15 protein-coding genes are annotated in these 12,918 nt (G+C 70.0%); 9 read left to right on the forward strand and 6 right to left on the reverse strand.

What is annotated here, in order from left to right:
• Positions 1-7: 7 nt before the first annotated feature.
• Entirely contained in the window at positions 8-1,648 is a 1,641-nt protein-coding gene (locus H504_RS0108910; protein ID WP_026422500.1) for a serine/threonine-protein kinase, read from the forward strand.
• A gap of 99 nt (positions 1,649-1,747) precedes the next feature.
• Positions 1,748-2,008 (forward strand): hypothetical protein, encoded by a 261-nt coding sequence (locus H504_RS0108915; RefSeq protein ID WP_026422501.1) that lies wholly within the window; start codon positions 1,748-1,750, stop codon positions 2,006-2,008.
• 48 nt (positions 2,009-2,056) lie between these two features.
• Here H504_RS0108915 and H504_RS0108920 read toward each other — a convergent pair whose 3' ends face one another.
• Positions 2,057-2,872 carry a metal-dependent hydrolase gene (locus H504_RS0108920; RefSeq protein ID WP_026422502.1) on the reverse strand — a complete coding sequence of 272 codons (816 nt, stop codon included), beginning with the start codon at positions 2,870-2,872 and terminating at the stop codon, positions 2,057-2,059.
• 59 nt (positions 2,873-2,931) lie between these two features.
• Between H504_RS0108920 and H504_RS0108925 the strand changes: the two genes are divergently transcribed.
• Positions 2,932-3,531, forward strand: coding sequence for a GNAT family N-acetyltransferase (locus H504_RS0108925; RefSeq protein WP_026422503.1), 600 nt, complete (start codon positions 2,932-2,934; stop codon positions 3,529-3,531).
• Here the strand turns inward: H504_RS0108925 and H504_RS34020 are convergent.
• Positions 3,481-3,873 carry a hypothetical protein gene (locus H504_RS34020; RefSeq protein ID WP_157440294.1) on the reverse strand — a complete coding sequence of 131 codons (393 nt, stop codon included), beginning with the start codon at positions 3,871-3,873 and terminating at the stop codon, positions 3,481-3,483. The two genes, H504_RS0108925 and H504_RS34020, sit on opposite strands and share 51 nt — an antisense overlap.
• Positions 3,874-3,996: 123 nt before the next feature.
• Here H504_RS34020 and H504_RS0108935 point away from each other — a divergent pair, with 123 nt between their 5' ends.
• Positions 3,997-5,217: an NADP-dependent isocitrate dehydrogenase gene (locus tag H504_RS0108935; RefSeq protein ID WP_026422504.1), complete on the forward strand. Its 1,221-nt coding sequence runs from the start codon at positions 3,997-3,999 to the stop codon at positions 5,215-5,217.
• 46 nt (positions 5,218-5,263) lie between these two features.
• Here the strand turns inward: H504_RS0108935 and H504_RS0108940 are convergent, their stop codons facing one another.
• Together H504_RS0108940 and H504_RS40960 are read right to left on the reverse strand one after the other, a co-directional pair.
• A complete protein-coding gene (locus H504_RS0108940) occupies positions 5,264-5,464 on the reverse strand; it encodes a hypothetical protein (RefSeq protein ID WP_026422505.1) in 201 nt (66 codons plus the stop codon).
• A gap of 115 nt (positions 5,465-5,579) precedes the next feature.
• A complete protein-coding gene (locus tag H504_RS40960) occupies positions 5,580-5,747 on the reverse strand; it encodes a hypothetical protein (protein WP_157440295.1) in 168 nt (55 codons plus the stop codon).
• A 131-nt stretch (positions 5,748-5,878) separates the two neighbouring features.
• On the opposite strand from H504_RS40960, the gene H504_RS0108950 reads away from it, so the two are divergent.
• From H504_RS0108950 to H504_RS34025, 4 genes are all read left to right on the forward strand, one after another.
• Positions 5,879-6,202, forward strand: a complete 324-nt coding sequence (locus H504_RS0108950; protein ID WP_245614126.1) for an SH3 domain-containing protein — start codon at positions 5,879-5,881, stop codon at positions 6,200-6,202.
• A gap of 15 nt (positions 6,203-6,217) precedes the next feature.
• A complete protein-coding gene (locus H504_RS0108955) occupies positions 6,218-7,033 on the forward strand; it encodes an exodeoxyribonuclease III (protein ID WP_026422507.1) in 816 nt (271 codons plus the stop codon).
• 598 nt (positions 7,034-7,631) lie between these two features.
• Positions 7,632-8,552, forward strand: coding sequence for a pentapeptide repeat-containing protein (locus H504_RS0108965; RefSeq protein ID WP_026422509.1), 921 nt, complete (start codon positions 7,632-7,634; stop codon positions 8,550-8,552).
• Positions 8,553-8,849: 297 nt separating this feature from the next.
• Positions 8,850-9,170, forward strand: a complete 321-nt coding sequence (locus H504_RS34025; RefSeq protein ID WP_157440297.1) for a hypothetical protein — start codon at positions 8,850-8,852, stop codon at positions 9,168-9,170.
• Between the two features lie 51 nt (positions 9,171-9,221).
• On the opposite strand, the gene H504_RS0108975 is transcribed toward H504_RS34025, so the two are convergent.
• Both H504_RS0108975 and H504_RS0108980 read right to left on the reverse strand, forming a co-directional pair.
• Positions 9,222-10,748 carry a S8 family peptidase gene (locus H504_RS0108975; protein WP_026422510.1) on the reverse strand — a complete coding sequence of 509 codons (1,527 nt, stop codon included), beginning with the start codon at positions 10,746-10,748 and terminating at the stop codon, positions 9,222-9,224.
• A gap of 144 nt (positions 10,749-10,892) precedes the next feature.
• Complete coding sequence (locus H504_RS0108980; protein ID WP_026422511.1) at positions 10,893-11,558, reverse strand: hypothetical protein; 666 nt, start codon at positions 11,556-11,558, stop codon at positions 10,893-10,895.
• 196 nt (positions 11,559-11,754) lie between these two features.
• On the opposite strand from H504_RS0108980, the gene yhjD reads away from it, so the two are divergent.
• Complete coding sequence (yhjD, locus tag H504_RS0108985; RefSeq protein ID WP_026422512.1) at positions 11,755-12,762, forward strand: inner membrane protein YhjD; 1,008 nt, start codon at positions 11,755-11,757, stop codon at positions 12,760-12,762.
• Positions 12,763-12,918 lie beyond the last annotated feature (156 nt).

Genomic DNA, 12,918 nt, shown 5'->3' on the forward strand with positions numbered 1-12,918 from the left:
GCAGCACATGACCAGCGAGCAGACCTTGGTGGCCGGCCGCTACCGGCTCGGCGCGCGCATCGGCAGCGGCGCCATGGGTGTGGTCTGGCAGGCCAGGGACGAGCGGCTGCACCGCACCGTCGCGGTGAAGCAGTTGCTCTCCCAGCCGGGGCTGACCGAGGAGCAGGCCGAGGAGGCGCGGCTGCGGGCGATGCGCGAGGGCCGGATCGCGGCCCGGCTGGCGCACCCGAACGCGATCACGGTCTACGACGTGGCCGAGCACGACGGCGAACCGTGGCTGATCATGGAGTACCTGCCGTCCAAGAGCCTGGCGACGGTGCTCAACGAGCGCGAGGTGCTGCCCCCGGTCGAGTCGGCCAGGATCGGCACCCAGGTGGCGGCGGCCCTGGTGGCGGCGCACGCGGCGGGCATCGTGCACCGCGACGTCAAGCCCGCCAACGTGCTGCTCGGCGAGGACGGCACGGTCAAGATCACCGACTTCGGCATCTCCCGGGCCACCGGCGACATCACCGTCACCGCCACCGGGATGCTGGCGGGCACCCCGGCCTACCTGGCGCCCGAGGTCGCCAAGGGTGAGGCGCCGACGCCGGCGGCGGACGTGTTCTCCCTCGGGTCGACGCTGTACACGGCCGTCGAGGGGCACTCGCCATTCGGCCTGTCCGAGAACACGCTGGCGCTGCTGTACGCGGTGGCGGCCGGGAAGGTCACCCCGCCGCGGCAGGCCGGCCCGCTCACCGCGCTGTTGATGCAGTTGCTGCGCGCCGACCCGACCGAGCGGCCGACCATGACGGCGGCGAAGGACGCGCTGGCCGCGGTCGCGGCGGGCAAGCCGCTGCCGTCGGTGGCGATGCTGAACCAGCGGACGGTGCCCGCGCCGATGCCGCAGCGCCCCGCGGTTCCCGCCGGTGGCACCAGGTTGGACGTGAACCCGTTCGCGGAGCCCACCCCGTCCGGTCCGATGCGGCAGCAGCAGCCTCCTATGCAGAACGGGCTCGGCGGTCCCGTCGGTCCGCCGCGCAACTACGGCCCGCGGACGCCCGCCGGTGGCGTGCAGCGCGCGCCCGCTCCCGCGCCGGACAACAAGAAGCGCGATGTGCGGTCGGTGTTGTTGACGATCCTGGCGATCGTGGCCGCCGCGTTGATCGGCATCCTGGTCGCGAGCCTGGTCGGCAGCAAGCACAACGCGAACGCCGCCAGCTCCACGACCTCAGAGACGACGACTCTGGAGCCGATGGCGACAACGGCCGCGTCACGCACCACCACCACGTCGACGACGAGCACGACCACGTCGACACCGACCACCACGAGCGCCACGCCGACAACGACCGGTCCGTCCGCCGCGGACCTCGAAGCCGCGCTGCGCAACTACTACTCGCTCCTGCCGGGCAACCCGCAGGCCGCGTGGGCGCTGCTGACCGACCGCGCCCGCGCCAAGTCGCACGGGTACGACGAGTTCGCGAACTTCTACCAGGATCTAACCGCCGTCGAGGTCGTCACCGCGCAGGGCCAAGGCAACAAGGTCGCCGCCCAGATCCGGTTCACCACCAAGAAGAACCGGGTCACCCAGGAGCCGTACGTCTACGTGTTCGTGCAGCAGAACGGCACCCTGATGATCGACAACTTCGCCAAGGCGCCCAACGGCGGCTGAGATCCACTCGATCGTGCGGGTTGGCCGGGGGAACGCCGTCCCGGGTTGCCGACCCGCCGGGCTGGGCGCAGGGTGCGGGGGGACGGAAGGAGTGCCCCCATGGCGATCTGCGACACCTGCGGCAACGACTACTGGCTGGCTTTCGAGGTCCGGACGGTCAGCGGGCAGGTGCACACCTTCGACTGCTTCGAGTGCGCGATCACGAAGCTGGCGCCGGTGTGCGAGCAGTGCGCCTGCCGCATCCTCGGCCACGGGGTCGAGGTGGAGGGGCGGTTCTACTGCTGCGCGCACTGCGCCCGCACCGCGGACGAGCGGTTGGGCGAGCGGATCCGGGACGCCGTGGGGGCGCACCCCGGCTGAGGGACCGGCCCGGCCCCGACCGCGCGGGGTGGTGGGGTCGGGCCTCCTTCACGACTTCGCCCAGGGCTCCAGTGGGATGTGGTCGAGCACCGGCAGCACACCGGCGTGGTGCAGGGCGATCGCGGACATCCACAGCGCGATCAGCGTGAGCAGCGGCCCGACCAGGCTCATCTCCACCCGGCCGCCGGTGCGGATCCGGAAGATCTTCGGCGGCGCGACCGGGTACCACGTCTTCCAGCCGATCGGCACCGGCCACAGGATCGGGCAGCCCTGCTCGGTGATCGCGTCGCCGATGTAGTGCGCGACGCACCCGATGCCAACGGCCACACCGCAGGCGGCGGCGTCGGCGGTCGTCTGGTCCGTCCAGCGCAGACAGGCGTAGGTGAGGACCAGGGACGTGCCGGTGATCCAGAGCGCGTCATGCCGGGGCGACCACTTGTGCATGATGCCGCGCACGGCCAACCCGCAGAAGAAGAACATCAGCAGCGGTAGCGCCCACGAGCGGCTGGTCTGGATGATCGCCGTCGTCACCACGGTCGCGATGACCGCGAACACCAGGGTGTGCGTGAGGCCCCGGTGACCGCCGTCGCGGTTGGCGTCGTGCTTGGTGCGGGTGAACCGGTAGATGCCGTGGCTAATCCCGTTCAGCAGTTGCGAAGCCGCTTGCGTGATAGGACCAAACGTCGACGACACGGTCGATTCGGGGTGGTCCAGGTCGGGTAAGAGGGCCGCACCGGCGGACAGGACCGCCCCGACCAGCCACCCCTTCGCGGACAGGCTCCCAATGGCGCTGCCATCGGCGAGAGCGGTCACCGCCGCCCACGCCGCCAACCCGCTCATCGCGTGCGTTGGACCGGTCGACACCGGCCACCCCCAAGGAAACTCGAACGACGGCAAACGTCGACCACCTTAGGATCAGCACGATGCCACCACCCACGTTTCCGATCACGACCCGCCGACTGGTTCTCCGCCTCTTCACCGCCGACGACCTCGACGCGCTGTGGCGGATCCAGTCGCGCGAGGACGTCACCCGCTACCTGTACTGGGGTCCGCGCACGCGGCAAGAGGTGGAAGAGGCGCTCGCCGACCGGCTGTCGTGGACCGCAGTGGACCTCGAACACCACCGGCTCGTGCTGGCGGTAACCCTTGCGGCGACTGGGGAACTGCTCGGTGATGTGGGGTTGCATCTGGTGAGCCAAGAGCACCGGACAGTGGAACTCGGGTACATCTTCCACCCGGATCACGCGGGCCGCGGCTACGCCACCGAGTCCGCCCGGGAGATGCTGCGCGTCGCGTTCGAAGACCTGGGCATGCACCGCGTCATCGCGCGCCTGGACGGTGCCAACACCGCGTCCGCCGGGGTGGCGGAGCGGCTCGGGATGCGCAGGGAGGCTCACTTCGTGCGCAACGAGTACGTGCGGGGTCGGTGGACCGACGAACTCGTCTACGCGCTGCTCGCCGACGAGTGGCGGTCAGCTCAGGTGGCGGAACCGTTCGTGGGCGGCCTGCCGGGTGACGCCTAACGCCTGGCCCACGTCGTTCCAGGAGGCCCCGCTGGTGCGGGCGGCGGCGACGGCGCGTTCGGTGAGCGGGCGGTGCCAGGACTCGATCTCGGTGAGCAGCTTGAGCGCCACCTCGGGTCGGGTCCGGATCAGCTCCTCCACCTGCTCGCGCAGCACGTCCGACTTGACCAGCAGCCAGGACGGCGGCTCGGCCTCCACCAACGGCAGCGCGTGCTCCCGGAACCAGTGCGCGGTGGCCTCGTCGGCGCTCGGGAAGTGCCGGTCGGCGACCCAGCCGCAGTCGCAGTGCGGGCGCAGGTCGACGACGGCGCCGCGGTGCCCCGGGAGGTCCATGTCGTACATGGGTGTCAGGATACCTTGACGGCCTACGATCCGGGTGACCGTGCCCACAGGCGCGGCCCACCCAGGTAGCAGTACGCTTGTACCGTTTAGCGGGTGTCGAAGGCGAGAGGAGCACCGCGGCTCATGGCCAAGATCAAGGTCCAGGGGAAGGTCGTCGAACTCGACGGCGACGAGATGACCCGGATCATCTGGCAGTTCATCAAGGACAAGCTGATCCACCCTTACCTGGACGTGGACCTGGAGTACTACGACCTGGGCATCGAGCACCGGGACGCCACCGACGACCAGGTGACCATCGACGCGGCCAACGCCATCAAGGAGCACGGGGTCGGCGTCAAGTGCGCCACCATCACCCCGGACGAGGCCAGGGTCGAGGAGTTCGGCCTGAAGAAGATGTGGGTCTCGCCGAACGGCACGATCCGCAACATCCTCGGCGGCGTGGTGTTCCGCGAGCCGATCATCATCTCCAACATCCCGCGGCTGGTGCCCGGCTGGACCAAGCCGATCATCATCGGCCGCCACGCGCACGGCGACCAGTACAAGGCCACCAACTTCAAGGTCCCCGGCGCCGGTGAGCTCACCATCACCTTCACCCCCGCGGACGGCTCCGAGCCGATCAAGCACGTCGTCACCAACTACGGCCCCGACGGCGGCGTGGCGATGGGCATGTACAACTACAACAAGTCCATCGAGGACTTCGCGCGCGCGTCCTTCGCTTACGGCCTGCAGCGCGACTACCCGGTGTACATGTCCACCAAGAACACCATCCTGAAGGCCTACGACGGCGCCTTCAAGGACATCTTCCAGGCCGTGTTCGAGGCCGAGTTCAAGGCCGACTTCGAGGCCAAGGGCCTCACCTACGAGCACCGCCTCATCGACGACATGGTCGCCGCCGCCCTCAAGTGGGAAGGCGGCTACGTCTGGGCCTGCAAGAACTACGACGGCGACGTCCAGTCCGACACGGTCGCCCAGGGCTTCGGCTCCCTCGGCCTGATGACCTCCGTGCTCTCCACCCCGGACGGCCGCACCGTCGAGGCCGAGGCCGCGCACGGCACGGTGACCCGGCACTACCGCCAGCACCAGGCGGGCAAGCCGACCTCCACCAACCCGATCGCCTCCATCTACGCCTGGACCCGCGGCCTGGCCCACCGGGGCAAGCTGGACAGCACCCCCGAGGTCACCGGCTTCGCGGACACCCTGGAGAAGGTCGTCATCGAGACCGTGGAAAGCGGCCGGATGACCAAGGACCTCGCCCTGCTGGTCGGCAAGGACCAGGAGTGGCAGACCACCGAGGACTTCCTCGGCACCCTGGACGAGAACCTGCAGAAGAAGATGGCAGGCTGAGTCCGTCTTCGTGTGAGCGGCCCCGCACCCCAGGTGCGGGGCCGCTTCACGTTTCGGCCCGCTTCTGCCAATACAACAGGTTGAACTCGGTGACCGTGACCTCCGGGTGGTAGTCACCGGCGGTCATGCCTGGGCGCAGGGAGATGTGCGCGGCTGCCTGGCCCACCGCGAGCGGTAGGTGTCCGAGCAGGTCGGCGAGGTTCGGCAGATCCGGGTCGTCACGTAGGTAGGAGCGGGACTCGGGCACGGTGAAGACGTCGAAGGGGGGACGAGTTGGCGGCCCTGGGCGCGGAGGACGGGCTCGTTGCGGCGGGTGGTGACGAGGAGCCTGCCCGTTGTGCCTGTCAGCGGCCACAGGCCCGTCAGGTCCTTCGGGTCGTTGACGTCATCGAGGACCAGCAGCCATCGATCGCGACGCCGCCGAGACCGGACAGGACGAGGTCACCGGTGGCCGGGAGGGTCCGCAGGACGTGGCCGTGGGTGACCGGGGGGATGGTCCACGACCGGTACGGCAGCGCCGAGGGGGTCATGATCGCGCACCCGTGACGCTGGGTTGCCGCGGTTGGCTCCAGTGGGTGGTTCGGGCCACGGGTACTGGCGGGCGGGGGGACAGGTGCGAGACGGTGGTGGAGTGCTGTCCGCGCGCCGTGGAGGGTGAGCCGTGATCCTGCCGAAGGGCACCCTGCTGATCGGGGGCGGCCTCGTCGCCGTCGCCATCATCTACTCGATGGGGGTCGATCCGCCGAACGGCCAGTCCGCGACCACGCCCGCGGGCAACGTCAGCAACTGCCGGATGACGGTCACCGCCGACGTCCTCAACGTGCGGGCGGCACCGGACGCCAAAGCGGGCATCGTCGGCAAGTACAAGAACGGCGCCGAGGCCGACGCGGACAAGGTCGTGCAGAACGGTTTCCGCAAACTCGGCGACAACCGCTGGGCGTCGAACGAGTTCCTGAAGCCACTCGCAGGCCGCGACTGCGGATAGATCTATGGTGGTGCGGTGCTGACCGTCGCCACCGTCAACGTCAACGGCCTGCGCGCCGCGGCGAAAAAGGGCTTCGTGGAGTGGCTCGCCGCCACCGAGGCCGATGTCGTGTGCCTGCAGGAAGTCCGCGCCGCTGCCACCGAACTGCCGGCTGAACTGTCCGACGGGTGGCATGTCGTGCACGCCGAGTCGACCCTCTTGCGCGGCCGCAACGGCGTCGCCGTCTACTCCCGCCGCCCGTTCGAGGCCACCCAGGTCGGCTTCGGTGTCCCCGAGTTCGAGGCCAGCGGCCGCTACGTCGAGGCGTGGCTGCCCGGCCTGGTCGTCGCCAGCGTCTACCTGCCCAGCGGCGAGGTCGGCACCCTGCGGCAGGACCAGAAGGAACGCTTCATGGACACGTTCCTGCCGTACCTGGTCGAGCTGCGCGCCAAAGCCGCCACCGACGGCCGAGAAGTCCTCGTCTGCGGCGACTGGAACATCGCGCACCAGGAAATCGACCTGAAAGCCTGGAAAGCGAACCGCAAGAACGCGGGCTTCACCCCAGGCGAACGCGCCTGGATGACCAGAGTCTTCACCGAAGCCGACTACCGCGACGTCTTCCGCCAACTCAACCCGGAAGGCCCCGGCCCGTACACGTGGTGGTCCTACCGCGGCAAAGCCTTCGACAACGACTCCGGCTGGCGCATCGACTACGTCGTCACCACCCCCGGCATCGCCAACCACGCCACCACCGCCACCGTCGACCGCGCCCCCACCTACGCCGACCGCTGGTCCGACCACGCCCCCGTCACAGTGTCCTTCGACTGGCCCCGCACCCCCACCGAGTCGTAGCGCCCGTGCACGAACTCGTCCAGGGAGATCACCAACCTCCGCCACCGGTTCAGCGCGCGAGTCCTGGCCACCAAGAAACGCTCTACGCAGCCTGACCCCCGCGCCTGCCCTGTGGAACGCCGCCGCGGCTTTCGCGCTGCTCAAGCAGCTCAGCGCCCGACGCTTCCGCCACCCGATCGAGCGAACCCACCCCCCACCGCTTGCCACCCACCCCACCCCCGCCCTACGGGCGACCCCCACCCTCCCGGGGGCGGCCCTCGATGCCAGCCTACCGGTGTTGAGCTGCGAAAACAGGCGCGCTCGCCCGCTGTGGACAACGTCGGGGGATGTGGATAACTCGGGGTGCGGAGGGCGGGCTGGTTCTGGATCTGGATCTGGTGCGGCTGGCCACTTTGCCTGGGCTGAGATGGATGGACAAGCTGGGGAGGTCGCCGGGACTGGATCTGTCCGGGCTGGCGCTTGGTGTGGAGTTCACTCCCGCGACCGGCCGGGTGGATGTCCTCGTCGTCGAGCGGAATGTCCGGGGACCTGTTCGGCCGAGGACGTTGGAGATCGTTTTGGCTCCGGTGGTGTGGGTGCGCTGTTAGCGTCCTCGGCCATGGAGTTTGGGTGGGCGGGGCGGAAGTTGTTCAAGGCCGCGGCGAAGGGGTTGGGGGCGTCGGACGTCGGGGAGCGGCGGGGGGCTGTCTCGGCTTTGGAGGACCTCGGGCAGGGGGATCCGCGGTTTCGGCAGCACGTCGTGGATGTGTTGGCCGACTACTTGCGTTCGTCGGGGCCGGGGGTGCGGGAGATGTCGAACAAGCTCATCGATCTGTCGGTCGCGGAGCGGTTCGACCCGGTCGAGTTGCGGCTGGACTACGAGGTCAGGGCCGCGGCGCAGGGGGTGCTGACCCGGCACGTGCGGCCTCGGGACCCGGCCCGGTTCTGGCCGGGGCTCAGCCTCCACTTGCAGTTCACCGATCTCGTCGATGTCGATCTCAGTGGTTGCCACGTGGACTACCTGTTGGCCGACCGCACGGTCGTCCACGGCTATTTCCGTTGTGACGACGCGGTTTTCGACCACTGCGCGTACTTCGACGGTGCTGTCTTCGAGGGCGAGGCGCGGTTCGAGCGGGTGACCGTCAAGGACGCTTTCGACTTCGCTGATGCCGCTTTCGCGGCGCGGGCCGATTTCACCGGTAGCGAGGTCGGTGGCCACGCCGATTTCTCCGAGGCGGGTTTCGGCTCGTCCGCGACCTTCGACGATGTCGTGTTCGCGGGTGGCTCGTGGTTCAACGAGGCCAAGGCCGCGGGGCCGGTCAGCTTCGCCCGTACGTCGTTCCGGGGGGAGACCGAGCTGTCCGACGCGGAGTTCTCCGGCCCGGTGAGTTTCGCCGGTGCCGTGTTCGACGCGGTCGACGTCAGCGACGCGCGCTTCGCGGGGCCGGTGGTGGTCGAGGGGGCGGATTTCGGGCGTGCCGCCGACTTCCGCGGTGTGCGGTTCGACCACGGTGATCCGTTCATCGCACAGCGCCCCTAGTCACCCGTGTGGGTGGAGCGTGGGGTGCGTGAGGGCTACCGGGCGCGGTTGGTTGGATACGCGCTGTTCTGCTGGTCGGGCGGCGGTTTTCGGACGCAGGCGCGGAATCCCGTTGCCAGTTGGGTTCCTGATGATCGGTAACCCCGTGCCGCGACCTGCCGGGGTGGGGGCTAGTCTCGGGGCTTGTCAGCCGAACGTGCGGTCATGCCGCCACGATCGGTCGCGGGTTCCGGGGACCTGGCCGATGGTGCTAGTCCAGTCGAGGGACGGTACAGCTGTGTCGAGTGGTGTCGATTCGTGAACGCGCGTGGGTTGGGGCCGCGAATAGCGGCGGCCGCGTCCGTTTCCGCGGTGTTGGTCGCGGGGTCCGCGCAGGTCGCGGTGGCGGACAGCGGAGCTGTGGAGAGCAGTGTCCCGTTCTCGGTGGCCGGTCCCGTGGGGATCGCGGCGGTCGTGGTCGGGGTTGGCGGGTTCGCCGTGGGTTTGGTGCGGCGGCGGAAGGTGGCGAAGGCCGAGGCGCGGATCGCGCTGGCCGCTGAGCAGGCCGCGGCCAAGGTGGCGCAGGTGGTCGGGCCGTTGAAGGTGCCCGCGCCGCGTCGGTCTCAGGCCGAGGTTTAAGAAAGGCCGAGCCCCCCGAACAAAAGGAGGGGCCCGGCCTCGGAAAGACAGTTACCGCACCGCGTCGAGCGCGTCGATCAGGCCGCTGCCGTAGAAGCCCCGGCCGGAGTTGCCGCCCTCGCAGGTGGCCTTCCACACGCCGGTGCCGTCCGGGTCGTACGTGCCGCCGGGCGGGCAGGGGAGGCGGTCCGCGTCGTCGCGCAGTTCGTCGATCACGCGGTCGGCGGACCAGTTCTTGTGCGTCGAGCGGATGAGCGCGACGACACCGACAGCGTGCGGGGACGCCATCGAGGTGCCCTGCTTGTAGCCCCAGCCGCCGCCGACGACGGTGGACAGGATGCGCCCGTTCGCGTCGGGGGTGTTCGGGATGACCTTGGCGTCACCGCCGGGGGCGGCCACGTCGGTCTCGGTGCGGCCGTAGTTCGAGTAGTACGACTTCTGGTTGGTCGCGCCGGTCGCCGACACGCCGACGACGCCGTCGATCTCGGCCGGGATGCTCAGGCACTCGCGACCGGTCTCGCGGGGCACCGGGGTGCCGTTGTCGGGGCTGCCGGAGTCGGTGATGTCGTGCGACAGGTCCCAGTTGCTGTTGCCCAGGGCGGCCACGTTGACCACGCCGCGGTGCGCGGAGTAGTCGACCGCGCGGGTGACCGCGGTGAGCACGGCGCGCTGGTCGGCGTCGGTGCGGCACCAGAGGTACCACGGGTCGATGAAGTACGAGTTGTTGGTGACCTTGATGCCGTGCTCGGCGGCCCAGACGAACCCGCAGATGGCGTACTCGGGGTAGATGAAGCCGCCGTCGTCGACGACCTTCACCGAGGCGAGCCGCACGTTCGGCGCGATGCCGACCACGCCGACACCGTTCTTGGCGGCGGCGATGGTGCCCGCGACGTGCGTGCCGTGGTCGCTGGTGGTGGGCGCCCACGCGGCCGGGCTGGTGTCCGGCACGCCCTGGTTGGTGCAGCCGACCGAGCGGGACGCGTCGATGTTCGGCGCCAGGTCGGGGTGGGTGGCCTCGATGCCCGAGTCGAGCACGCCGACGACCACGTCGCGGCTGCCGAGGGACTTGCTGTGCGCCTGGTCGGCCTTGATCGCCTTCAGGTCCCACTGGTTGACGCTGAGCGGGTCGCCCGCGTCGGACGGGGTGCCCTTGCCGCCGTTGGTGATGACGGCCTGGGTGGCTTCCAGCGTGCGCACGTTGTTCGCCTCGGCGGCGGAGATCCGCGCGGCGGGCGGGGTCGCGGCCAGCTCGACCAGGTTGCGGGTGGCACCGGCGCCGCGGACGCCGCGCTTGCCGCGGACGGTGGCGGCGAAGTCGGCGTTCGGCGAGGTCGCGACGACGACACCGATCTGCGGCCAGCTCTGCAGCACGGCGCCACCGGCGTCGCGGACGGCCCGCTCGACCTGGGACAGGTTGTGGCCCTCGTCACCGAGCACCACGAAGTGCGCCCCACCCTCGGCGGCGGCAGGCGCGGGGGCGGGGGCCGCCGACGCCTGGCCCGCGACGGTCGCCAGGCCGGTTGCCGTGGCGATCACCACCGCGGCGCCGAGTAAGCGGAGTCGGGAAGGTCTGTGCACAGCAACCTCCAGCAGGCGTGGGGAGTCGGGTCCGCGCCGGTCAGGCGCACACGGAACCTGTCACCTTGGGACGGTCCGGGCAATCCGCCGGTTGGTCCAGCGGGCCCGGCGGCCGGTCCCCGACTCCACGCCACCGCGGCCGGGTCAGCTGTAGCCGATGGTCCAGGTGGTGCCGTTGTACTCGGCGTGCGCCCTGGTCTTGCCGCCGGGGAAGCTCAGCCGCACCGCGCGGGTGGCGGCCGGGTCGACGACGGCGCCCGCGGCGTAGCGGGCCAGGGTGAGCCAGTACTCCGGGTGCGGGTCGAAGGTCAGGTCCCGCCCCGGTTCGGTCGGCGCGACGAAGGTGGCCCGCCCGTCCATCCCGATGCCGACGCAGCCCCGCCGGTAGGCGCCCGATCCGGGCACGGTGTCGTCCTCGAACACGGCGAGCACGCCGTCGGGGTGGCTGCCCGACTCGCGGCGGAACGCGAAGTTCCCGGCGCGGTAGGACAACCCCGCCACGTTGTACCGGGAGAGCCGGGCGTCGAGCACACCCGCGGCGCCGTAGTCGACGCCGTCGTGCAGGTTGCCCTGCCTGCCCATGACGAAGCAGTAGCTCAGGGTCCAGTCGAGCGTGACGGTGGTGCCGGGTCGGGACAGCCGGGCCAGCCAGGCGATCGGGACGGCGCTGTCCAGCAGCCCTGGCGAACCCTGGAACAGCACGGCGTTCCGACCGTCCACAGTGGAGTTGTTGGTCACGGACACGGTGTGCTGGGCGCCCAGCGACGGGACCAGGTCGGCGACGTCGACGCCCTGGAGGGTGTGGGTCATCGGGGTCCTTTCCGGAAACGGGGTCGGTGCGGAAGACGGATTCCGCCGACGCTAGGGCCGGATGGCCCCGGGGGAGAACGATCATCACCCGAACACCGGCCAAACACCCCCCGTCCGGGCGATTGGCCGGGCGGAATCCCGCGCCCGACTGTCGATCTTTCGCGTTGCGGCGCCGCCGTGGGCGGCTAGAGTTTCCGTGGTGACCGAGAACGAGTCCTGGCTGACCCGCCTCCGCGCCCGGCGGCCGGGGATCGACCACCTCATCCGGGCTTACGACGCGTTCACCGAACGCTACGGCAACCACTTCGCCGCATCGATCACGTACTTCAGCGTGCTGTCATTGTTCCCGTTGACCCTGATAGGCGTGTCGATCCTCGGTTTCGTGTTGGCCGGTCAACCGGACACCCTCAACGACCTGCGGGCCAGCCTGATCAGCGCCGCGCCGAGCAGTATCCGCAGCATCCTCGACGACCTCGTCAACGCCGCCATCCTGGAACGCGGCAAGGTCGGGATCATCGGCCTGCTGACCGCCGCGTACACCGGTCTCGGCTGGATGAGCAACCTGCGCGACGCGCTCACCGCGCAGTGGGGGCACAAGCTCGAACCGCCGCCGTTCCTGCGCGGAATGGTCCTCGACCTGTTGGCGCTACTCGGTTTGGGCGCCGCGATGGCGGTGTCTTTCGGCCTCAGCGCGATCGGCGGCGGATTGGCCGACACATTGCTCGACGCGATCGGACTCGGCGGTTACGGCTGGGCCAAAGTTGTCCTGTTCGTGATCGCCACACTGCTGTCGATCTCGGCGAACTGGCTCGTGTTCCTGTGGGTTATCGCGCGATTGCCGCGCAAACGGGTAAGCGCCAAGAGCGCGGTCCGCGGCGCCCTTTCCGCGGCGATCGGTTTCGAGATCCTGAAGCTCGTCGGGTCGATCTACCTGAGCGTCGTGATCAAGGGTCCGTTGGGGTCGCTCGTTGGTCCGATCGTGGGTCTGCTGGTGTTCGCCAACCTGGTGTCCCGCTTCCTCCTGTTCATCACCGCCTGGGCCGCGACGGCGAAGGAGAACATCGCCGTCGTGCCCCCACCGGCCCCCGCCCCCGCCATCATCCGGCCGACCATCGAGGTGACCCGCACCCCCCGCGCGAAGGAAGTCCTCGGCCTCGTCGGCTTCGGCGCCCTCCTCGGCCTGGCCTGGCGCCGCCGCAAGTAGCCCTGCGCGCCGCCTTCCGCCCCCCGCCGCCGGCCGCGCACCCCCGCCTCACACTTCCGCCTGATCCCCACCACAACCACTTGACACCGCCACCCCGCCACCCCACAGGGCGGCCCCCACCCTCCCGGGGGCAGCCCTCGATGCCAGTCTACCGGT

This window comes from Actinokineospora inagensis DSM 44258, from assembly GCF_000482865.1.
In the GTDB taxonomy this organism is placed as follows: domain Bacteria; phylum Actinomycetota; class Actinomycetes; order Mycobacteriales; family Pseudonocardiaceae; genus Actinokineospora; species Actinokineospora inagensis.